The 21,827-nt window shown below is 73.0% G+C and carries 16 protein-coding genes and 1 pseudogene; 6 read left to right on the top strand and 11 right to left on the bottom strand.

The genetic code is table 11. The features are described from left to right. Position 1 precedes the first annotated feature (1 nt). The 3 genes from ABTY40_RS24235 to ABTY40_RS24225 all read right to left on the bottom strand — a co-directional run bounded on the left by ABTY40_RS24235 (position 2) and on the right by ABTY40_RS24225 (position 5,900). Positions 2-1,903, bottom strand: coding sequence for a hypothetical protein (locus ABTY40_RS24235; protein WP_352061449.1), 1,902 nt, complete (start codon positions 1,901-1,903; stop codon positions 2-4). Positions 1,904-2,113: 210 nt separating this feature from the next. Beyond that, positions 2,114-5,446 carry a tetratricopeptide repeat protein gene (locus tag ABTY40_RS24230; RefSeq protein WP_352061448.1) on the bottom strand — a complete coding sequence of 1,111 codons (3,333 nt, stop codon included), beginning with the start codon at positions 5,444-5,446 and terminating at the stop codon, positions 2,114-2,116. A 124-nt stretch (positions 5,447-5,570) separates the two neighbouring features. After that, positions 5,571-5,900, bottom strand: a complete 330-nt coding sequence (locus tag ABTY40_RS24225) for a trypco2 family protein (RefSeq protein WP_352061447.1) — start codon at positions 5,898-5,900, stop codon at positions 5,571-5,573. Between the two features lie 363 nt (positions 5,901-6,263). On the opposite strand from ABTY40_RS24225, the gene ABTY40_RS24220 reads away from it, so the two are divergent. The 3 genes from ABTY40_RS24220 to ABTY40_RS24210 all read left to right on the top strand — a co-directional run bounded on the left by ABTY40_RS24220 (position 6,264) and on the right by ABTY40_RS24210 (position 8,889). Beyond that, positions 6,264-7,547, top strand: coding sequence for an extracellular solute-binding protein (locus tag ABTY40_RS24220; protein WP_352061446.1), 1,284 nt, complete (start codon positions 6,264-6,266; stop codon positions 7,545-7,547). Positions 7,548-7,732: 185 nt separating this feature from the next. Continuing rightward, positions 7,733-8,191 (top strand): hypothetical protein, encoded by a 459-nt coding sequence (locus tag ABTY40_RS24215; protein WP_352061445.1) that lies wholly within the window; start codon positions 7,733-7,735, stop codon positions 8,189-8,191. A 134-nt stretch (positions 8,192-8,325) separates the two neighbouring features. Beyond that, a complete protein-coding gene (locus ABTY40_RS24210) occupies positions 8,326-8,889 on the top strand; it encodes a hypothetical protein (protein ID WP_352061444.1) in 564 nt (187 codons plus the stop codon). Between the two features lie 61 nt (positions 8,890-8,950). Here ABTY40_RS24210 and ABTY40_RS24205 read toward each other — a convergent pair whose 3' ends face one another. Both ABTY40_RS24205 and ABTY40_RS24200 read right to left on the bottom strand, forming a co-directional pair. After that, positions 8,951-9,373 (bottom strand): GvpU-like protein, encoded by a 423-nt coding sequence (locus ABTY40_RS24205; RefSeq protein ID WP_352061443.1) that lies wholly within the window; start codon positions 9,371-9,373, stop codon positions 8,951-8,953. 44 nt (positions 9,374-9,417) lie between these two features. Continuing rightward, positions 9,418-9,792 (bottom strand): PRC-barrel domain-containing protein, encoded by a 375-nt coding sequence (locus ABTY40_RS24200; protein ID WP_352061442.1) that lies wholly within the window; start codon positions 9,790-9,792, stop codon positions 9,418-9,420. 205 nt (positions 9,793-9,997) lie between these two features. On the opposite strand from ABTY40_RS24200, the gene ABTY40_RS24195 reads away from it, so the two are divergent. Further along, on the top strand, positions 9,998-10,747 hold the full coding sequence (locus tag ABTY40_RS24195) for a ZIP family metal transporter (protein ID WP_352061441.1): 750 nt from the start codon (positions 9,998-10,000) through the stop codon (positions 10,745-10,747). 111 nt (positions 10,748-10,858) lie between these two features. Here the strand turns inward: ABTY40_RS24195 and ABTY40_RS24190 are convergent, their stop codons facing one another. The 6 genes and pseudogenes from ABTY40_RS24190 to ABTY40_RS24165 form a co-directional block, all read right to left on the bottom strand. Beyond that, a complete protein-coding gene (locus tag ABTY40_RS24190; protein WP_352061440.1) occupies positions 10,859-11,590 on the bottom strand; it encodes an alpha/beta hydrolase in 732 nt (243 codons plus the stop codon). A gap of 175 nt (positions 11,591-11,765) precedes the next feature. After that, positions 11,766-11,891 (bottom strand): hypothetical protein, encoded by a 126-nt coding sequence (locus ABTY40_RS24185; RefSeq protein WP_345279188.1) that lies wholly within the window; start codon positions 11,889-11,891, stop codon positions 11,766-11,768. Between the two features lie 35 nt (positions 11,892-11,926). Further along, entirely contained in the window at positions 11,927-15,304 is a 3,378-nt protein-coding gene (locus tag ABTY40_RS24180) for an RHS repeat-associated core domain-containing protein (protein WP_502990663.1), read from the bottom strand. 398 nt (positions 15,305-15,702) lie between these two features. Then, positions 15,703-16,009: pseudogene (locus ABTY40_RS24175) on the bottom strand (VOC family protein). 39 nt (positions 16,010-16,048) lie between these two features. Further along, complete coding sequence (locus ABTY40_RS24170; RefSeq protein WP_352061437.1) at positions 16,049-16,465, bottom strand: hypothetical protein; 417 nt, start codon at positions 16,463-16,465, stop codon at positions 16,049-16,051. Next, positions 16,423-17,580, bottom strand: a complete 1,158-nt coding sequence (locus tag ABTY40_RS24165) for an ArsR/SmtB family transcription factor (RefSeq protein WP_352061436.1) — start codon at positions 17,578-17,580, stop codon at positions 16,423-16,425. Before ABTY40_RS24165 ends, ABTY40_RS24170 begins: the two co-directional genes overlap by 43 nt. Before the next feature lie 675 nt (positions 17,581-18,255). On the opposite strand from ABTY40_RS24165, the gene ABTY40_RS24160 reads away from it, so the two are divergent. Continuing rightward, positions 18,256-19,785 (top strand): Re/Si-specific NAD(P)(+) transhydrogenase subunit alpha, encoded by a 1,530-nt coding sequence (locus ABTY40_RS24160; protein WP_352061435.1) that lies wholly within the window; start codon positions 18,256-18,258, stop codon positions 19,783-19,785. Position 19,786: 1 nt separating this feature from the next. Continuing rightward, positions 19,787-21,205: a Re/Si-specific NAD(P)(+) transhydrogenase subunit beta gene (gene pntB / locus ABTY40_RS24155; protein WP_352061434.1), complete on the top strand. Its 1,419-nt coding sequence runs from the start codon at positions 19,787-19,789 to the stop codon at positions 21,203-21,205. Positions 21,206-21,827: the final 622 nt, after the last annotated feature.

The raw sequence follows: 21,827 nt of genomic DNA, 5'->3' as shown, positions 1-21,827 counted from the left end.
GTCACAGGAGGAGCAGCACCGCCGCTCCCCACAGCACGGACAGGGCCGTCAGCGGCGGACCGACGGGCATTCCCTGCCGCCCTGCCGGCGCCTCCTCCAGCGGCCGCAGCTCCGGGCGGAGCAGAAGCGCCCGCAGCTCCTCGGCGGCGCGCACCGCATGCGGTGCGCGGCCCAGGCGGCGTTCCAGCCAGGCCCAGCCGGTGGGGGAGAGCACGACGGGGGATCCCTCCGCCCGGTCCACGCGGATGCGGTCCTCGGAGTGCCGCACCCCGATGACGGCCTCCCACGGGACGCGCCGCACGCGCCAGGCCCCCGTGATCCACAGGCCGCCGCGGTCGGCGGTGATGCGCCAGGTGAGTGCCGTCGCCACGGCCGTCAGCAGCCACACCAGGCCCACCGACAGCCAGAGCCAGCTCCAGGACGGCCCGTCGTCGAGCGCGGCCCAGATGCCGCCCCCTTGCAGCACGAGCAGAACGAGGCCCACCGCACGCGAGAAGCCGTGCGCCCGCCACAGCCGCGGGGACGCCGTGGGTGTCATGGCGACGGCGCCCTCCTCACCGGGCTGCCGGAGGTCCCGCCCCTCACCGTCCCGCTGCCGGTGCTCCCCCGACGCCGGGGCGGCCGGCTTCACCGCGGTGACACTGCACTCCACCGAGACCTCGTCGCCGTCCGTGCCGTCGGGTGCGACGAAGACGACTTCGGCGCCGGCGCAGGGGACGCCGTACAGGACGGCCTCCCGCAGCGGCGGGGCGGCGTCCTCGCCCTTGAGGATCTCCCTGACCTTGTCGAGGCCGACGCCGGCTTCCGTGCCGCCGCCCTCCTCGGCGCCGTCCTCGCCCTCGCTCCCGTCCTCGTCCTCGTCCTCTTCGCGGTCGTCGAAGGCGTGCAGCGAGCGAAAGGACAGGACCGGCCGCAGCCCCTCAGGGTCGTCGGCCGCGAACACCCAGGTACGGCCGTCCTCATGGCCCTCGCGGACCAGGACACGCAGCACCGGCGGCGCCGCGCGCCGGAGCCGCTTCGCACGCGTCCGCCCGTCCACACCGTTGGCGAAGAACGCCAGCCCCGCGACGGAGCCGGCCAGCACCAGCAGCTCCCAGCCGAAGATGTCGTACGGCTCCGCGACCAGCGCCGCCCAGTCACCCTCCACGACGACGTCCACCCGGCTGTCCAGGGGGAAGTCCTCCGGATAGGCCGTCTCGAAGCGATGGGTACGTCCGTCGGCCTCCACCGTGAGGACATCGGCGTCGTCGCCCCGCTCCAGGCCCGTGACCCGTCCGGTCAGACGGGTGGCTCCCGCGGCCCGCTCCTCGTACGCGTCGATGACCTGCCCGGCCCGCAGACAGCCGAACGCGGCGACGGCCAGCAGCAGCGCGGCGAGAAGGAAGGAGAACCGGCCCCGCCGGAACGTCCGCGCCGCCGCGGGCAGCGGGTGGGCGACCGACCCGGCGGCCGCCAGGGCCCGCGCCCGCTGCCGGCCCGCGACGGCCAGCCGGTGGACGAGTCCGGCGGCGGTGTAGGCGGCGGCCGTCAGGAACGCGAGCGCGGACGGTTCGGCGAAGGCCGCCGAGAACCCGCCCTCCACGGCGAACACCGCCAGCGTGCCCCCCAGCCCGGCGAGCGCGAGCCGCGGCTGCCGCCACACCCAGTACAGCGTCAGCACCAGCACCACGGCCGCTGCCAGCCCCGGCCAGTCGGCGCCGCACGGGTCGGCGGAGGTGCACGGCGGGACGGGAGCCGCCACCACGTCCCACACCGACGAGCCGGCCAGCACCGTCGCGGCCGCGGCGGGGTGCGCCCACCACCCGGGCGTCGCGGCGAGCCAGCGCTGGGCGTCGGCGGTCCGCCAGGGGACCGCACCGGACGGTATGTGCTCGGCGGGCAAGGGCACGGGCTGTCTGTTCACCCGCGCATTATGGCCGCGCGTGAGGTGCCGGACGGCTGCGGGTCCCCGCTGCGGCGGCACGGCCGGCACCGTCACAGATTCCGGGCTCGGCGACGTCCCGGCCCCCGCTCACGCCCGGCGGCATACCGTCGTACGGTCCGGCCGTCCCCGCCCCCGACCGCGCCGCCCGGGCCCGCAGGACGCAGGGGCCCGACTGACGGACCGGCCGGATCAGCGCCGTTCGTACAGCGCCAGTTCGGGCAGGAGGCGGAAGGCCTCGGTGACCGCGGCCAGCGCCTCGTCCCACCGGCGCAGCCCCTCGAGTCGGCGGGAGAGGCCGTACAGGGCCCTGGCGAGGTCGGGGCCGTGGGTGCCGGGGTGGGCGGCGGCCAGGACGCGGTAGAGGGAGACGGCTTCCTCCAGGGCGGCGAGGGAGTCCTGTGGCCGGCCGGACCGCTCCAGCCGCAGTGACAGGGCGATCAGGCTGCTCGCGACGCCGGGCAGGTGGGCGTCCGGGGCACGGGAGGCGAGGCCGCGGCGGATGCCGAGGGCTTCCTCGACCGCGCTCAGGGCCTCCTCCTCGCGGCCCAGGGCCGCGAGCCGGGTGGCGAGCGTGTGCAGCTGGACCGCCAGGTGGTGGAGGTGGGCTTCGGGATAGGCGCGCGCCAGGCCCCGGAGGATCCGTACGCCTTCCTCGGTGACGGCCAGCGCCTGCTCCGGCCGGCCCAGGGCCGCGTACAGGGCGGCGACCGTGCTGAGGGTCGCGCTGAGCCCCAGCAGGTGGGCGTCGGGATGGATGGCGACCAGACCGCGCTGGATCCGCAGGGCCTCCTCGGCGGCGGCCAGGGCCTCTTCCACCCGGCCCGCGTCCTGCAGCGCCCAGGCCAGCCGGCCCAGACTCTCGGCCAGTTGGGGCAGGTGGGCGTCGGGACGGGACCTGGCCATGGCGCGGCTGATCCGCACCACGTGTTCGGCCAGCGACACGGCGCCCGAGAGCCAACCCATCTCCGCGCCCTTGACGGCCATCTCGTACAGCGTCGCGATGTGACCGGGGGAGTACGCGGATTCCGCGCCGGCCATGGCGTCGTACACCCGGGCGGCTTCGAAGAAGGCTTCCATGGCCTCCTCCTTCCGGCCCAGGGCCCACAACCGCTCCGCGTGGACTCGCAGGCTCCGGGCGAGTTGGCGGGCCTCGGCGCCCGTACCGGCACCGGCAGCGCGACGCAGGCGCACCGCCTCCTCGGACGCGGCCAGCGCCTCCTCGTGCCGCCCGAGAGCGCTCAGCCGGGCGGCGAGGCCGTTGAGGCTCTCCACCAGGTCGGGGCTGTGGCCGCCGGCCGAGCCGCGGGCGAGGGCGACGGCCTCCGTGACGGCGGCCAGGGCCTCCTCCCGGCGCCCGAGGTCGCTCAGCCGGTCGGCGTACGCGTTGAGGCTCGCGATCAGGGGCACCGGGTCCGCGAGGGAACGGGCGACGGCGACGGCTTCCCCGGCGGGGGCCAGGGCCTCCGCCCGCCGGTCGAGTGCGGCCAGGCGCGCGGAGAGCGTGTACAGGATCCATACGAGCTCCGGGGTGGGGGGAAGACCCCGGTGACGGTCCATCAGGTGCCGGGCGAGGTCGCAGGCCCAGACGGCCAGCCGCTCGCTGCGCGGGACGCCGTCGTTGAGCTGCCGCAGCGTGTCCAGCGGGGTCCCGGGATCCGCGGCGATCCGGTGCAGGGCGGCCAGGAGCGGGCCGGGGCGCTCGACCTGCGTGGCCGTGGTCATCGCGGTCGGCGCCAGGGCGGTGCGGTGCCGGAAGCAGAGCGCGGTGAGCTGCGTGTCCAGCCGCCCCGCGAAGACGGCGTGCGCGGCCGCGCGGCTGTAGAGGGTCAGCAGTCGGCCCGCCTGCTCCCCGGTGATGCCCGGTACGAGCTCGTGGGCGAGTTCGGGGTGCGCCTCCAGGTGGCGGCCGACCAGGCGTTCCGTCAGCCGGTCGGGCTGCGGGCTGCCCCACGGGCCCGCGTCCGCCGGCGGATGGAGCGCGGAGATCCAGGCGAGGACGGCATCACGGCGGTCGCGCGGCTGGTCGGCCAGGCCGCCCACCTTGCGCAGGACCTCGGCGGCCTGATCGCGCCCGGCGGCCCCCACCAGCAGGGCGGCGGCCAGGGCGGCGTCGAGGGTGGCCGTGCTCAGCGCCGGGCTGAGGCCGCGGGCAGCGGCACTCTGTTCCCAGTAGCGGCGCTCGTGCAGGAGCAGGCGGTCCTCGACGCCCGCCGAGGGGCCGGGTGTGCCGCCGGCCGGGGCGGGGTCGGCGGCGTCCAGCAGGTCCGCCAGGGCGGTCATGTGCAGGGTTAGCGCGTTGTCCATGCCCGCCCGGTCCAGGTTGGGGGAGGGCAGGGCGGCGGCCAGGGCCGGCCAGTCGGGCCCCTGACGGCCGCGCACCTCGGGCAGCGCCGCCGCGAAGGCCTCCGCCGCCCGCCGGTACGCCTCCGGGCGCGCGCCCGCCTCCTTCTCAAGGGCGGGCAGTTCGACCACCGGCGTGCCGTCCAGCAGCTCCTCGGCGGTACGGGTCACCGCCTGCGCGCTGGTCCACCAGTCCCCGGCCGCCCGGGCCAGCAGGAGGACCTTGAACGCAGTGGCGCCCCCGTGCTCGGCGGCGGCCTCCAGCAGCGCCGCGAGCTGGGCCGTGCGGGTTTCCGCGTAGTCCAGGACCACCAGCAGCGGCTTGGCGGCCCGGCCCACCGTACGCAGCTCCGCCGGTGTGGCACCGGTGCGCGGCCACAGCACCGCCCAGCCCTCCGGGGCCAGCGTGGCGGCCAGCCGGTGGGCCAGACGGGTCTTGCCCTGTCCGGCCGGGCCGTGCAGCAGCCAGCTGCCGAATCCCTCCTGGCGGCACCAGCGGGTCAGCCGGCCCAGCAGTTCCTCACGGCCGTGGAAGGCGACGACCTGCCGGCCGGCCCGCAGCAACGCCGCCGGGGAGCCCAGGCCGACGGCGGGCGCCACCGGCTCGGCCTCGGCCACGTCCTGGAACTCCACCGCTTCCAGCGCCATGGCGTCGGCGCAGTGCTCGGCGAGCACGGCCCGGAACGCCGCGTCGTGATGGAGTACGTAAGCCGGCACCACCGAGAGCGCGGCGTGTCCGGAGCGGCCCGCGTCGGCGGCGACCACCCCGGTCAGCAGGCGGCCGCAGAACATCGCGGCCCCCGACAGGCCGCCCCACGGCGACGTCCCGTCGGCCGGCCAGGCCGGTGGGTGCGGACCCAGGTCCATCAGGTGCCGGTTGGCCACGTAGCCGCTGCCCGGGTTCACCGTGCCCGCCAGCTGCGCGGTCTCCACCGCCGCTCCGGGCCGCTGCGCCACGTCGGGTACGCCCCACGTCTCGCAGGGCTGTCCGGGCTGCTCGGTCACCAGGCGGCCCCAGCGCACCCCCGTGCCCCTCGGTGGCCGCCAGCCGGCGTCGTCGACCTCCACCAGCGCCGCGTCGTCGCGCCCACCGGGCGTTCCGCACCACACCACGGCTCCGCCGGACACCGCGTCGGCGCCCGGACGGAACACCTGCACCAGCGCGCCGCGCCGGGTGGCCACGTGCGCCGACGTCAGTACGAGCCGCGGGCCGATCACGTACCCCGACCCCGGCCCGCCCGGCCCCCCGACCGCGACCAGTCGTTCCCGCCTCACCGCGTCCCCCGTTCCGTATGCCGGTGTCCGGTCAGTCCTGGATCCGGTCGCCCACGTCGCCGGGGCCGGCCGGCCGGTCCGGGCTGCCGCTGACCAGCAGATCGCCGCCGGCGCGGGTCCTCGGGGTCAGGGTGAAGGACACCCGGTGCGTCCGGCCGCGGGCCACTCCGGCCTCCGCGTCCGCCGTCACGGCCCACACCCGGAATCCCGCCTTCGCCCGCGCGTCGGCGCGCAGCTCCACCTCGAACTCCATCTCCACGGGCCCGACCGCGAAGGCGATCTCGTGCCCCGCCCCGCGGGTCGCGGCCTCCAGCAGCTCGTCCCGCACCGCCGCCACCGCGTCCGCCAAACCGATCTCCACGTGTCCCACCGTCCCCGTTCGCCCGTGCGTCTGGCCAAGCCGAGCGTAGGGGGACGGCCCCGTCCCGCGCAGGCGATCACGAACGGTTGCCCGAATCGGGACGGCATGCGGAACGGACGCTCTCGGCCGGGGCGTCGAGGGCCGTGCGGCCCGTTCAGGAGCCGGTCAATACTCCGTACGGGAAGTGCTGTGGACAGGGTGGAAGGTTCTACGCGCGTCGCGGTCCGCGCCGGCATAGCGGAAGACACCAGGGCCCGGGGCCGTGGTTGGAGCAAGGCCCACACCTGTCCCGCGGACACCGGAATACGCCCCGAGCCGGGAGAGAATCCGGGCGCACCTCCCCAAAAGCAAGAGGAAACACCTGTGCGACCAAGAATCTTCGGCGCCACGGCCTCCGTGGCCGCGCTCGGACTGCTCGGCTCCCTCGTCACCGGCTGCGGTACGTCCGGGGGCGAGGGCGAACGGACGACGCTGCGCCTGGTGGCCGCCGAGTACGGCAACAGCCCCTCGAACAGTTCCAGGGCGTACTGGGACAAGCTGACCGCCGCCTTCACCGCCGCCCACCCCGGCAAGAACGTCGAGGTCACGCTCCACCCGTGGGCCGACGTCGACCGCGAGGTCACGCGCATGGTCGAGGAGGGGAACGCCCCGGACGTGGCCCTGATGGGCGCGTACTCCGACTTCGCCGCGCAGGGCCGGCTCTACGCCGCGGGCGAGCTGCTGTCGGTCAGGGCGGAGGCGAACTTCCTGCCGCCGCTCGCCGAGGCGGGTTCGGTCCGCCACACCCTCTACGGCCTGCCCTTCGTCGCCAGCAGCCGGCTGCTCTTCTACAACAAGGAGCTGTTCGACAAGGCCGGCGCGAAGCCACCGAAGACCTGGTCGGACCTGAAGGACGCGGCCGAGGCGCTGAAGGAGGAGGGCGTCACGTACCCGTACGCCCTGCCGCTCGGTCCCGAGGAGGCGCACGCCGAAGCCCTGATCTGGGAACTGAGCAACGGCGGCGGGTACGTCGACAACACCGGCGACTACAGCATCGCGTCCGAGCAGAACACCCGGACGTTCCGCTGGATCAGGGACAACCTGGTCGCTCCCGGCCTCACCGGCCCCGTCCCGCCGGCCGCGCTCGACCGGCAGGACGCCTTCGCCGCCTTCCTGCGCGGCGAGGTCGGCATGGTCAACGGCTACCCCTCCCTCCTCCACGAGGCGAGGGCGAAGGGCATCGAGGTCGGCACCCTCAGCATGCCCGTGTCGGACACCCTGGCCGAAGGGGAGGTCCCGCCGTCCGTCGGCGTCGCCGACTGGATGATGGCCTTCAAGCGCGAGGGAAACCGTGAACTGGCGGGTGAATTCCTGGAGTTCGTCTACGAGGACAAGAACCTCAACGAGTTCGCCGGCCGCTACCACCTGCTGCCCTCGACGGTGACCGCGACCCAGACCTCCAAGGACGCGGCGGCCGACCCCAGCGGCGAGCAGTTCCTGAAAGCCCTGCGCGGCGCCCGGCTCTACCCCGTCAACGAACCGTCCTGGCTGCAGGTCAGCAACATCATCAAGCGGAACATCGGCCAGGCCGTCGCGCCGTCCGCCGACCCGAAGACCGTCCTCAAGGACATCGCCCAGCAGGCCCGGGAGGCGGCGCGGCAGGGGTAGCGCGGCGCCGTCCGCGGGCCGGGACCACGCGGCGCTCGTCGTGAGCGCCGCGCGGAGGGAACACCGAGGCCGGGTGGCACGGTGGCGGCAACCTCGACACCCCGGCGCACATACTCGAGAAGAAGGCCTGGGCGCGGTGAGCTTCACCCGCCCCGGTGAGACGACATGATCCCCGGAGGCCGGACGTGCACCGCAGACACCTCGCCGCAGCCGTACTGCTGCTCGCGGCACTCCTCCCGCTGACCGCCTGTGAGGCGGGCCTCCCGGGATCCGGCCGCGACCGCGCCCCCGGGTGGGTCGAGGACGGCACCGCGGAGCTGGGCCTGAAGGTCACCGGACAGCCCATGCCCGAGTCGCTGCGGACCACACAGCTGGTTCTACGTCACCTGCGTGACCGTGACGCCGACGCGCTGGCCTCCCTCGCACGGGACGACGACCGGGACCCCGACGCCGTCGCCCGGCGTTGGGTGGAGCAGTGGGGCGAGGCCGCTCAGAAGCCGGCGCAGGCTCATTTCGAGGGGCCCGACCTGATGCGGCTCACCGTCACCGTCCGCTTCGAGGGAACCGCTGAACCCTTCGAGCTGGTCCTGGACCGGACCGACGGTGACGCATTCGGGGTGGTCCTGCCCCAGCCGGCCGGATAGCACCCCGGCCGGCCGTGCCGACCCCGCGGCCGGGACACACATCGCCCGGTGTCCCGGCCGGCCCGGCCACTCGTTCCGGTGACGGAAGGGGGGAAGGCCAGGCACCGGGGGGCGGATGTCGCCACGATCGCCGGGTGATCTCCCTCCGCCGCTCCCGCCGGTTCCGCTCGCTCGCCGCCGTGCTCGTCGTCCTCGCCGCCTCCCTGACCGTGTCGGGGTGCGGTGACCTGGGCACCCAGTCCCCGCCTCAGCACGCGGAGCGGCTCAGGAAGGCGGCTCGGGTCGCCCGGTTCCACATCGCCCTGACCCAGGACACGTGGGACCGGACCCGGCTCAGCGGCCGGGACGACCTGGACGCCGACACCTTCGGGGACGTGGAGCCGCGGGGACTCGAGGGCGAGCCGGGCAGGCGCGGCCTGATCGAGGTCACGCTGACCGGGCCCCAGCTGGCCGCCTACCTTCGCAAGCTCGACTACGACGCCCACGGCGGGACGGACCGGGACCGTACGGACGAGCCACTGGCCCGCCGCGTGTACGACGCGGTCGTCCGGGTCGTGGACCGGATGGAGCCGGGCACGGCAGCGGCAGAGGCGCCGTACGTCCTGGTCGACGAGGCGGCCGCGGCGGGCCCGTCGGCCGCTCCGGGTGCGCCGGAGCTCCGGCGGACGTCGGCCGCGCCGAACGGCCGGCCGGCCTGAGCCGCGCCGTACGCGTCCCTCCGCCGGTCCGCGCGGCCGAGTCCGCCGCTCGCCGCGCCCGTCAGGACGGGGCGCCGAGGGACCAGCCGCAGATGTCGCCGACCCGTCCGCGCCATACGGGGGTGGTCGGTGTCCCCGGCACGGACATGAAGGTGACGTCCACCAGGTGGATGAAGGGCTGGAGACCCCCGTCGTCCCCGGTGGTCTGCCGCAGAGCGGCCTGGACGGTGTGCGGCAGCTGCGCCAGCAACTCGGACCGCTCCTGCCGGCCGATCGCCTCGGACACGACCTCCTCCCACCGGTCGGCCCAGGCCTGGGGACCCACCAGGTGCCCGCCCACGATCCCGCCCGGTGTGGTGAGGCAGATCGCCATGCTGGCCTCCCGGCGCACCGCCACCAGACGGAGCAGGAGCTCCAGGTGGGCATCGACCGGCGGTGCGCCGGCCCCGCCGGGGGAGGAGGGCCCGGAGCCGGGCTCGTTCACGACGGTTCCTTCCGTATCGACAGGGGCGGGGCGGCCGGTGGTGGTCAGACGGGGCTCGGCCCGCCCCCGAACGGTCCGCCTTCCCGGTAGTAGAGGGCGATCTCCTCCCGGTACTGCCGGTCCGCGAGGTGCTTGTCGGCGTGGAACTCCGGGGCGTTCTTGATCTGTTCCTTGGTCAGGCCGACGTGCACGGTGTGTTCCTCCACGTCGACACGGGTGACCGTGCTCGCCGGGAGCAGCACCTCCTTGCCGAAGATCCAGACGCCGGTGTCGACGACCAGATAGGCGTCACCGACGTCCTCGGAGTGCTTGTCGACCTTGCCGATGTGCCCGTCGTTCGCCTCGACCCGCCATCCGGCCAGGTTCGTGCCCACCGGATATCCGGCCGACGCTCCGTAGGCCCACGCGTTCTCCGTCATGCGGATCCTCCTTCGTTCCGGTCGAGCGGTGCGGCGGTGCCTCCCGCCGCGACCCCAGGAGGACCGCCTGCCCCGGCCCCCGGGGACCCACACCCGTACGACCGCCCGGGTGCGCCGCCGAAGCCCGCGGGGACCCGCCGGTCTCAGGCGGCGGACGGCGGGTACACGCGGGGGACATGTGTCGTCGGCGTGGAGCGAGGCGGTTGTGGCGGGAGCACTGACTGCGGGGGGATGGGGGCTGTTCGCGGGCGCGGCGCTGTTGGTGGGAGCCGCTGCCGGCTCGTTCGTACGGGTTCCACCCCGCCTGATCGCGCTCGTGATGGCGTTCGGCAGCGGAGTGCTGATGGCGGCCGTCTCGTTCGAGCTGATCGCCGAGGCGTACGAACGGGCCGGTCTGGCGCCGGTGGTGGCCGGTGCGGTCGGCGGGGCGGTCGTGTACGCGGGGGCGAACGCCCTGCTGGCCCGGCGCGGTGCCCGGCACCGCAAGCGCTCCGGCCGGCGGCAGCCGAGCGAGAGCGAGGAGCCCGGCTCGGGCAACGCCCTCGCGCTCGGGGCGCTGCTGGACGGCGTCCCGGAGTCCGTGGTCATCGGCACCAGCCTGCTGGGCGGCGGGCATCTCGGGACGGCCACGGTGGGGGCGGTGTTCATCAGCAACCTGCCCGAGGGCCTGGCCAGCGCCGCCGGCATGCGCGCGGCCGGGCGCAGCCGCACGTACGTCTTCACCCTGTGGGGGAGCATCGCGGTCGTCAGCGGGCTGGCGGCGCTGGCGGGGTACGCACTGCTCGGCGGGGCGTCCCCCGCGCTGATGGCGGTGATCACGGCCATGGCCGCCGGGGCGATCCTCGCGATGATCGCGGACACGATGATCCCCGAGGCCTACGGCAGGGTCCACCTCCTGACCGGACCGGTCACGGTTCTGGGGTTCCTGTCGGCGTTCGCCCTCGCGCACCTGTAGGGGCGGGCCGGCGGTCACGAGCACCCGGTCCCTGCCCCCGTCCCGTACCCGCTCGGCATCCGGCGCGGCCCGCTCGGTCCCCTTGCCGTGGCGGCCCCGGGCAGGGTGCATTCACCGGGTGGCGTCCGGCGTGACGGGGCTGCCGTTCCAGTCGTCGTCCCCGGCGAGGGGCGAGGGGAACGGTGCGATGCCCAGGAGGGCCGCCGTGACGGCCGCGGTGAGGCGGTGCCAGTGGCCGGCCCGGCGGATCATCGCGTGTCCGCCGTGGGGCATGCGGATCCCCTTCGCCCGGGCGCCGGCCGCCCGGGCGCGGGTCAGGAGGGCCCAGGTGCCCTCGGCGGAGGTGACCCGGTCGGTCTCGTCATGGAGGGCGCAGACGGTACGGCCGCGCAGGTGGGCGACCGGTTCTCCCGGCGGGCACCAGGGGGCGAGCGCCACGACTCCGGTCACGTGCGGGTCCGACGCCGCGCGCAGCGCCGCCCGTGCGCCCATGGAGTGGCCGACGAGGACCACGGGCACGGGGCCGGTCAGCTCCCGCAGTTCCGCCAGGGCGCGGTGGGCGTCCGCGACGGGGTGCGCCCGGTGACCGTTCCAGCCCCGGTGCCCGTAGCGGACGTGGGCGACGAGGACGTCGTCGTGGGCGGTGGCCCGCGCGATGGCCCGGGCGAACGGCCGCATCCTCAGGGCGGGCGGATCGAGGGCGGGCGGTGCCTCCGGGCCTTCCGCCCGGCCGCCGTGGAGGATGAGCACCCCGGCCCGTACCCGCCGCGGAGGGCGGAGGTCCTGGGCGGGACGCAGGACGAGGGCCGCACGCGGGCCCTGTGCTTCTCGTGTCGGAGCCATGCCTCAGCTTCCCGGACCCGCCCCCATGGGCCGTCGCCGGGGCGGCGACGGCGGGAAGCCGCTGGTGCGCGCGGCCGCCCTCTCAGAGCGTGCCCTATGTGGGCAGCACTTCGCCCGGCCGGTGGGGAACCAGCCGGGCGGAGCGCCACACGTCCCGCGTGTCCGGCGGGTGGTGCTACCTCTTGCGGGCCTTACTCACCAGGAACGCCACCCCGACGATGACGACCAGGGCGATGGCGATGATCCAGAAGGGCGGAGTGCCCTCCCCGGCGCCCTTGGCCAGGAACTGGCCGTATGACATGTGGTCCTCCCGTTGCTGTCCATCGATTTCGATGCCTAGTTCAGGACGCTGGTTGCGGCCTTCTCGCCCAGTTCGCCCGCCCCGTATCCGACGGCGAAGCAGGTGGCGCCGACAGCCAGCCCGCCCACGCCTGCTGTGGGTGCGCTGGCAGCGACGGCGGCCGCGCCGCACCCGGCCTCGGCGGCGGCACCCGCCGCCAGGCCGACCCCCGTGGCCAGCGCGTCCTTGTAGTTGCCCTCGGACACGTCCTTGGCCATGCTGCCGATGTCGTACATGTCGAAGCCCTTGCCGACCGCGTCGAAGAAGGCCAGCCCGGTCGGGTCGATGCGGTTGACGGGGTCGCCCTCGGCGTAGAGGTAGGGGTTCTTCTCCTGGCCGGAGGGGTCGGTGCTGGTGAAGCGGCCGATGTTGGGGTCGTAGTAGCGGGCGGCGAAGTGGTAGAGGCCGGTGGCGTCGTGGTAACCGCCGGCGAACTGGTACGGCTGCGGCACCTGTTCCGAGGTCCCGGCACGCTGGACGCCGCGGGGGCTGTAGGAGTACGTGTTGACCTTCGTGCCGGCCTCGTCGGCGAGCGCCACGACCGAACCGAGCGCGTCGGTGAGGTAGTAGTAGCTCTTGCCGCCGGTCGTCATGGAGTTCAGGGTGCCCCCGGGCTCACGGTTGAATCCCATGTCGACACCGCCGAGGCTCTTCGCGGACAGGCCGAGCGGCCCGTTGTGGAAGAACGTGTCACCGAGCTTGATCCGCTCGCTCTGGTCCGTCGAGCCGTACTGGCCGGCGTAGGTCTTGCCGCCCACGGTGACCGACGTCATCTGGGAGTAGTCGGACCAGGCCGCGGCGGTGCGGGTGCCCTCGGGGGTGGAGGCCCCGGCGGTCTCGTTGCCGACCTTGTCGTACGACCAGTTCGTGGCGGAGCCGTTCTTCGCCGTGATCTGCTGGGCGTCGTTGACCGTGTAGGTCGTACCGCGCGGGCAGCCGGGGTCGACGCCCTGGGAGGTGAGGTTGCCGGCCAGGTCGTAGCAGTACTGCCAGGACGAGTTGAGGGTGGTGCCCTTCTCCTCCTTCGCGTAGGAGAACCGGCCCGCGCCGTCATAGGTGTACGTCGTCTTCATCCCCGCGACCGCGTCCGTGCGGGTGCGGATCTTCCCGCCGTCCTTGAGGGGGGTGGTGGTGTTGGCGTCGTGGTCGTAGCCGTAGGCGTAGGCGAGGTCGACCAGCGTGCCCTTGGGCGATGTCGCCCGGATCCGCTCCGGCCGGCTCGACTTGTCGAGCGTGACCTCCTGGGCGGTCCCGCCGGGGTACGTCGTCTTCGTGCGGACGTCGTTGCTGTTGTACGTGTACGTGGTGACCTTGCCGGTCGGGTCCTTGAGCTGCGTGAGCTTGTTGACCTCGTTCCAGGTGTAGTCGGTCAGGCCGGCCGGGTCCTCGTACGTGTCCACGTTGCCCGCCGGGGTGTAGGTGAGGCGGGTCTGGGATCCGTTCTGCAGGGTCCGGACGGTCTCACGGGACAGCGGGTCGAAGGCATAGGCGGTGACACCGGTGCCGTCGGAGCGCAGCGTGAGGTTTCCGTCGCCGTCGTAGGAGTAGGTGACGGTGGCGTAGCCGGAGGTGTCGACCTTCACGATCCGGTCGCGGTGGTCGTAGGTGTAGAGGGTGGTGACCCCCCGGCCGTCCCTGGCGGAGGCGGGCCGGCCCAGGTCGTCGTAGGTGTAGGTCGTCACACCGAGCGGCGCCGGCGGGGTGACCTTGATCAGGTTGCCCTTCGCGTCGTACGTGAAGGAGGTGGAGACCGACTTGGTCGAGGACATCTTCGTCGTGACCTTGCAGCGCTGGCCCTCGAAGCCGCCGCAGGTGGGCGTGGCGGGGTTGTGGTCGAAGGTCTGCGTGCCGCCGCCGGTGCCGGTGACGGCGACCGACTTGGTGTTGCCCGCCGTGTCGTAGGTGTAGTCCGTCTTCTCACCGTCGACGGTCGTCATCGAGCCGGGCAGATCTGCGCCCGACAGCGTCTGATAGCCGGCCACGGCGGCAGTGGCTCCGGTGGGCAGCTTGGCGGAGGTGAGGTTGTTGCGGGTGTCCCAGCCGTACGTGGTCACATTGCCACCGGTGCCGCCGACGCCCATCGCGTCCGTCGCGGTCTGCACGTTGTTGTTCGCGTCGAAGGTCTTCGAACGGGAGTGGCCGAGCGCGTCGGTCACCTTGGTGACCTTGCCGTCGCCGTCGTGCTCGTACTTCGTGGCGTGCTGCTCGGGGTCGGTGACGGTGGTCGTCCCGGCGTCGGAGGGATAGGTGCCGGTGTAGGCGTACGTGTAGGTGGGACCGGTGTGTCCGGAGGCGCCGGTCTGCGTCGCCCGCAGCATGGAGGTGACCCGGTTCTGGGCGTCGTAGGTGAAGACGGTCACCCGGCCCTCGGGGGTCGTGACCTTGGTGATCCTCCCGTCGGCGTCGAAGGCGTAGGTCGTCGTCTTGCCCTCGGTGTCCGTCGTGCGCGAGAGGTTGCCGCCGCCGTCGAGGTCGAAGACGGCGGTGCGGCCGGTGTGGTCCTTGGCCTGCCACTGGTTCGGATACGTCTTGAGCAGGTCGACCCAGCGGCCCGAGCGGGTCTCGGTCAGCCGGAAGCCCTTGTGCTCGCCGGTCTCGTCGTGCTGGTCGACCGTGATCGTGCCCTTGTTGCGGTCGGTGACCCTGGTCAGCGTCCCGTGGACGTCGTAGGTGTCCTTCACACCGGACTTGCGGTCGGTCAGGGTGTAGGTGCCGTCCGTGTTCTTCTTCAGGTCCTTCGAATATCCCTTGGGCGTGGTGAAGGTGCCGTCGGCGTTCGTGGTGAAGGACAGCGCGTCACCCGTCGCGTCGTAGACGACGACGGAGTTCGTGAAGACGTGCAGGTAGCGTTCGTACTCCTGCCACCAGCGGTCCGACACCTTGCCATAGGGCCCCTCGAAGGAGTTGTACGTACGGGCCAGGCGCAGTTTCTGTCCCACGCCGGCGACCTCGAAGTCGGTCGCGGCGAGCATGAGGTTGCCGTTGGACAGGTTGATCCGCGCGACGAGGGAGTCGGTGATGCGGAAGTCCGAGGTCTCGTGCCAGGGCACCGAGCCCTGTCCCTTGGGCACCCAGACCAGGGTTCCGGTCTCCCCGGCCGTGCGGTCGGCCGTGACCCCACCCCCGTTCGACGGGACGCCGCCGGTGCGGGCGCGTTCCTTCTGTGCCGCCCGCCAGGCCGCCTCGTCCTTCGACGGCGCCGCCTCGGGCTTGTTGGGCACGGGCTTGGTCGATCCCACCTTGACCGGCGGGATCTCCAGAGGCGCCGCCTTCCTGCCCCACACCGATCCGGGCCCCGGATCCGCCGCGGGCGGGGCGGCGAAGGCGGGCAGCGACGATGCGCCCAGTGCGAGGACCGCGACCGCCACGGTCAGGGAGTGTCTTGCCGATATCCGGGCACGCCGAGAAGGCGTGCCGGAAGCACGCGAAGTCATGCACTTCCCCCCACGAGAAGAGATGTCACAGCGGCCCCATCGGCCACTGGAGCCGCACACGTTGCCACAGCGGCGCTCCGGCCGGCCGGGGCCTGCCCCCCATTCCCTCGCACACACGGGCGAGAACCGGACGAAGTTGCGGCGCTCTTTGTCTCTTCAACTGATGCCGGAGGGAAACATGTGCCCGAGGACAAGGGCGGGCGCCCGCAGAGCAACGTGGCGGGAAATCGACCCGTGTCGTCCGCGTGCCGGACGCCGTTCGGAGCGGGGGTGAGGGCGGTGACCGCCCCCGGACGGCTCGTGGTGTCCCTCGTGTGCGCCCTCAGGCGCGGGCGGGGTCACCGACCTGGGAGCGGCTGGGTGAGGTTCAGCGGATTGCCGTCGGGGTCCCGGACGTGGGCGACGCGCTGCCCCACGGCATGTCGCGGGGTTCACCGCTGACCGTGCCTCCCCGCGCCCTCACCCGCCCGAGCGTCTCGGCGATGTCGTCGACACCGATGCTGAGCACGATCCACGGCGCCCCCGGTCCCCGGGGCCGTCCTGGGGCACGAGCCCCGAGGCCGGTGTCACCGATCCGCAAGCCCCGGTAACCGCGCCTCCCTCCGGTACCCGGAAGATCTCCTCGGCGCCGAACAGCCGCACCACCGCTCTCGAGGGCGGCCGTGCGGGTGTTTTGACTACTCGTCAGCAGTTGCGCAGGGAGTACACGGGCGACCAGTCCACGGCGTAGACGTTGCCGTCGGCGGGGTAGGTCCTGATCACGTTGCCGCCCGAGCCGTAGAGCGTCGCGGTGGCGCCGCCGGTCTGGCTGTTCTTGGCCTCGCCCCATCCGTTCCAGTTCGACAGGTAGTACCGGGTGCAGTGGTAGAAGTAGAAGACGCGGAACCGGTTCGCCGACGGGTCCCAGACGGAGGCGCAGAAGTTTCCCGGGGCGCAGTGGACACCGGCGCCGGGCGGCAGCAGCTCCGTGCGGGCCGGGGCGGGGGAGGTCCACGGGGCCGCGGCGGACGGCGCCGCCTGGGCGGGGCCGGTGGCGAGGACGGAGGCCAGCGCCAGGGTCATGGCGCCGAGGACTCCCGACAGAGAACGCTTGATGGGCATGGTTCGTCATCCCCCTGTGGATGCTCCGGGTGCGGACGGGGCGGGACAGCGGCTCCGCTGCTCCCGCCCGCCCATGCTCGCGGTCGTTCCGCGCCGCCGACCACGGGTTTCGAGCTCGGTCGAATACCGCTGGTCGTCCCGTGGTCCAGCAGGTCCGCGCCGAGGCGGGTGAGGGTGTGCAGGACGGCGCCGCCGATCCGCCGGCTGCTGAGGAGGCCGGCCTCCCGCAGGACGGTGACGTGATGGCTGACGGTCGCCGGGCTGAGGCCCACCCTGCTCGCCAGCTCGCTCGTGGTCCGGCCCTCGGCCACTTCCTCCAGGACCGCCGCCCGTGCCTTGCCGAGCAGCGCCGCGAGGGCCTGGTGGGAGGTGGCGGAGGAGGACGGCCGGGGCGAGAGCCAGCGCGGGTCGTGCGTGACCGGGTGCACGAGCACCGGGGGCAGGGAGCCGTCCTTCAGCACGATCGGCCCGGGCCAGCAGAAGAACGAGGGGACGATCCGCAGCCCTCTCCCGCCGAGGTGCAGGTCACCCTCCAGGTGCGGGCCCGCGATGTGCAGCACCGGTGCCGTCCAGCGCACGCCGGGATGCAGCCCCTCGGCCAGCCCCGCGAACCCGGACCGCGACAACGCCCTGGTCGCCACCGACCGCGCCTCGTCGACGCGGGAGCGGATGTGAGGCCAGTAGGGGGCCACGAACCGCTCGTGGTGTCTGCGCACCAGCCCCGCCAGCCCGCTCAGGGCCTGGGGGTCGCCCTCGGCGAGTGCCCGGGCCCAGCCGGGCAGCGGCCGGGCCCGGGCGAGTTCCGTCAGGTCGGTCCGCAGCTGCCGGCGGGGCGTGGACAGGAGCGCCTCGACACCCGCCTCGAAGCCGGCGGAGGCCGCGGAAGGGGTCAGGAAGTCCGCCGAGTATCCCCGGGGCGGGGCCAGTCGCCGCAGACGGAGCGAGTCGGGGGCGACGCAGCCGCTCGCCGCCCGTCGCCAACGGCCGTACAAAAGGGGCGCGTCCCGGGTCTGCAGCAGATGCAGGCTCAGCAGCCCCTCCCACAACGGGTCGGGTTCCTCCGCGAGAACCACCCGCGCGAGGTCCTCGTACGTGAAATGGATCCGCAGCCCCACCGGTCGCCGCTCCCCCTCCCGCCGTCACGTCCCCACGGGCCGTGCACCGCGACGAACGGTGGCGCGGTTTCCGTGCCCCGGCAAGGCGGACACGCGGGCCTGCACAACAACGGCACCTTCCCGCGGACACGGTGGCGCCCGTCCGCCACCTCCTCCCCGCCGCCACCTCGTCGCACGCCTCCACCGGCCGGGAACCGGTGAGCCGGCGCGTGCGGAACCGGCCAGGTTCCGGGAGGAGGCCCCGTCGTCCGTGCCCGGGTGCCGGCTCGCGCGCGCGAGGGCGGCGAGCCGGAGGGTGTGCCGGGTCCAGGCGCCGGCCTCAGGGCGGACGACGAGGGGTGACGGGGCTGGTCGGGGCCCCGTACCAGGGGAGGGAGCCGGTGACTGCGGCCCGTCGTCGTGGGATGTGTCACGGCCTGTCCGCGCGCCCCTCGCGGCGCCAGAATGCGGGAGATGGAAGCTTGCGTCGTGGCCGGTGGCGAACGGTATGAGCCATGCGAGGCGCCGGATGAAGCGCATCTCAAGCCGATACCACGCGAGTTGTGGCATTGATCACGACCGGCATGCTTCCGATCGACGCGGCGGCGGCCCGATTCTGATCGGGGCAAAAACTCGATCCTGAGTCGACATTTATTGGCACATTTTGACGGCAACATCTTTGAACGGAGATCACTCGTGATTGTCGGAGTGCTCAAGGAAGCGCGGGCAGGTGAGAGTCGCGTCGCGGCCACGCCGGCCACGATCGAACAAATCCGCAAATTGGGATACGACGTCGTGGTCGACCCGGGTGCGGGGGGCGCGGCGGGCTTCACCGACAGCGCCTACGAGGCCGCCGGCGCGGGCATCGGCGACGCGACGGCCGCGGATGTGGTGCTGGGGGTCAACGCTCCGAGCCGGTCCCAGCTGGACCGGGTACGGCCCGAGGCGACGGTCATCGCCCTTTTCGCGCCCGCCTTCGACCCGGAGATGGTCGAGGAACTGGGCCGTCGTCCCTTTACCGCCCTGTCGATGGACGCCGTGCCGCGCATCAGCCGGGCGCAGTCGATGGACGTCCTCTCGTCCATGGCCAACATCGCCGGCTACCGGGCCGTCATCGAGGCCGCGCACGAGTTCGGGCGCTTTTTCACCGGCCAGGTGACGGCCGCGGGCAAGGTCCCGCCGGCCAAGGTGCTCGTCGCGGGCGCGGGCGTCGCCGGTCTGGCGGCGATCGGCGCGTCCGGCTCGCTCGGCGCGATCGTGCGGGCGACCGACCCGCGACCGGAGGTGGCCGACCAGGTCCGCTCGCTGGGCGGCGAGTACCTGTCCATCGAGTCCCCCGAGGTGGAGGTCTCCAAGACCGGCTACGCGAAGGAGATGGGCGACGACTACAAGGCGCGCGAGGCCGAGCTCTACGCCGCGCAGTGCCGTGACGTCGACATCGTCATCACCACCGCGCTGATTCCGGGACGCCCCGCGCCGACGCTGATCACCGCCGAGATGGTGGCGAGCATGAAGCCCGGTTCGGTGATCGTCGACATGGCGGCCGCCAACGGCGGCAACGTCGTCGGCACCGTGAAGGGCGAGAAGGTCGTCACCGCCAACGGCGTGACGATCATCGGATACACCGACCTGGCGGGCCGGCTGCCCGCGCAGGCCTCGCAGCTGTACGGCACCAATCTGGTGAACCTGCTGAAGCTGATGACGCCCGCCAAGGACGGCGACCTGGTCCTCGACTGGGACGACCCGGTGCAGCGCTCCATCACCGTGGTGCGCGCGGGCGAGTCCGCCTGGCCGCCCCCGCCGGTCCAGGTCTCGGCGGCCCCGGCCGCCGCACCCGCCAAGGCCGCGGCGGAACCGGCGAAGCCGGCGAAGACGCCGATGACCCCGAAGCAGCGGTTCGGCGGAGTGGCCCTCGGCGCCCTGGCGCTGTTCCTCCTCGCCGCGTTCGCCCCCGCGGCGCTGCTGCCCCACGTGACGGTCTTCGTCCTGGCGATCGTGATCGGTTACTACGTGATCGGCCACGTGCACCATGCCCTGCACACGCCGCTGATGTCGGTGACGAACGCCATCTCCGGCATCATCGTCGTCGGCGCGCTCCTGCAGATCGGCCACTCCAGCACGGCGGTCACCGTGCTGTCGGTCGTGGCGATCCTCCTGGCCAGTATCAACATCTTCGGCGGCTTCGCGGTGACGCGTCGCATGCTCGCCATGTTCAACCGGAGCTGACATGTCTGCGACCCTTGCCGCACAGGCGGCCTACCTCGTCGCCGCGCTGCTGTTCATCCTGGCGCTGGCGGGACTCTCCAAGCACGAGTCGGCCCGACTCGGCAACGCCTTCGGCATGCTCGGTATGGGCGTCGCGCTCGTCGCGACGGTCGTCCTCGCGATCGACGGCGAAGTCAGCGCCGCCGGCCTCGGCCTGATGGCCGGCGCCATGCTGATCGGCGCGGTGATCGGCTTCCAGCGCGCCCGTGGCGTCGAGATGACCGGCATGCCCGAGCTGATCGCGCTGTTGCACTCCTTCGTCGGTCTGGCGGCCGTACTGGTCAGCTGGAACGGCTACCTCAACGTCGAGCACGACCCCGACGGCCACGAGGCCAAGGCCCTGGACGCCCTCGGCACGCTGGGCATCCACCACGCCGAGGTGTTCATCGGCCTCTTCATCGGCGCGGTGACCTTCACCGGTTCCATCGTGGCGTACCTGAAGCTCTCCGCGAAGATCAACTCCAAGCCGCTGGTGCTGCCGGGCAAGAACGCCCTCAACCTCGGCTCGCTGGTCCTCTTCGTCGCCCTGACGGTGTGGTTCGTCATCACGCCGGAGCTGTGGCTGCTGATCACCGTGACGGTCCTGGCGCTGGCCCTCGGCTGGCACCTGGTCGCCTCGATCGGCGGCGGCGACATGCCGGTCGTCGTCTCGATGCTCAACAGCTACTCCGGCTGGGCCGCGGCGGCCTCCGGCTTCCTCCTCGGCAACGACCTGCTGATCATCACCGGCGCGCTGGTCGGCTCCTCCGGTGCCTACCTGTCGTACATCATGTGCAAGGCGATGAACCGCTCCTTCATCTCCGTCATCGCCGGCGGCTTCGGCATCGAGGCCCCCTCGGGCGCCGACGTCGACTACGGCGAGCACCAGGAGATCACCGCCCAGGCCGCCGCCGAACTGCTGTCCTCGGCCCGCTCGGTCGTCATCACCCCCGGGTACGGCATGGCCGTCGCCCAGGCGCAGTACCCCGTCGCCGAGCTCACCTCGAAGCTGCGCGCGAAGGGCATCGACGTACGGTTCGGCATCCACCCCGTCGCCGGCCGCCTGCCCGGACACATGAACGTGCTCCTGGCCGAGGCCAAGGTGCCGTACGACATCGTGCTCGAAATGGACGAGATCAACGAGGACTTCGCCAAGACCGACGTGGTCCTCGTCATCGGCGCCAACGACACGGTCAACCCGGCCGGAGCGGAGGACCCCAGCAGCCCGATCGCCGGCATGCCGGTGCTCACCGTCTGGGAGGCCGGCAAGGTCATCGTCTTCAAGCGCTCGATGGCCTCCGGGTACGCGGGCGTGCAGAACCCGCTGTTCTTCCGCGAGAACACCGCGATGCTCTTCGGCGACGCCAAGGCCCGGGTCGAGGACATCGTCGGCGCCCTCTGACCCGCGGGGCGCCCTGAGGTGAGGACCGGGAGGCCGGTTCGGGGCGGCGACCGCTGCCCCGCACCGGCCTCCCGCGCGGTCGGCTCCCTGGGGGCGACCGCGGGGAAGGGACGGCAGCCGCCGTCCCTTCCGCCGTCCGCGCACCTTCTCGCATCCGACAGGCGAAGAATCGGACCTTCGTCCGACGCAGAAAATCTGTCATGGCGAAGATAGACATTGGTTCGCCCGAGGGTTAGTGTTGTGCCGTACCCAGAAGTCCGGGAGCGCGGCAGGGACGCATTGCCGCGCAGCAGTAGAAGCAGGTGCGGACCGGCGGCGGGGTGAAGGAGCCGGAAGTGGTGGGTTCCTTCGCCGGCCGCCGGTCCGAGCGGCCCCAGGGGTCGCAGGCAGTACCCGTGGTATCCAGCAGTACGTACGAGTAACCGCACGAGGTAGTGAAGGAGCCGAACGCCATCAGGATCGCCCGGGCGCGCGGGGAACGCCGCTCGGGTACCGCAGGCCCCGGATGGGAAGGTGGTCCACGGTCACGCAACCGCGATCCCCGCTCTTCCGCCCTCCGGGGCGGATCGCAGCGGACACGGAAGGCCGGCGTTGATAGGCCGGTAGATGGTGTTGCAAGCTC

The sequence above is a fragment of the Streptomyces sp. NPDC126503 genome, from assembly GCF_040302405.1.
Classification (GTDB): Bacteria; Actinomycetota; Actinomycetes; order Streptomycetales; family Streptomycetaceae; genus Streptomyces; species Streptomyces gulbargensis.
This window is presented reverse-complemented; position numbering and strand designations above follow the sequence as displayed.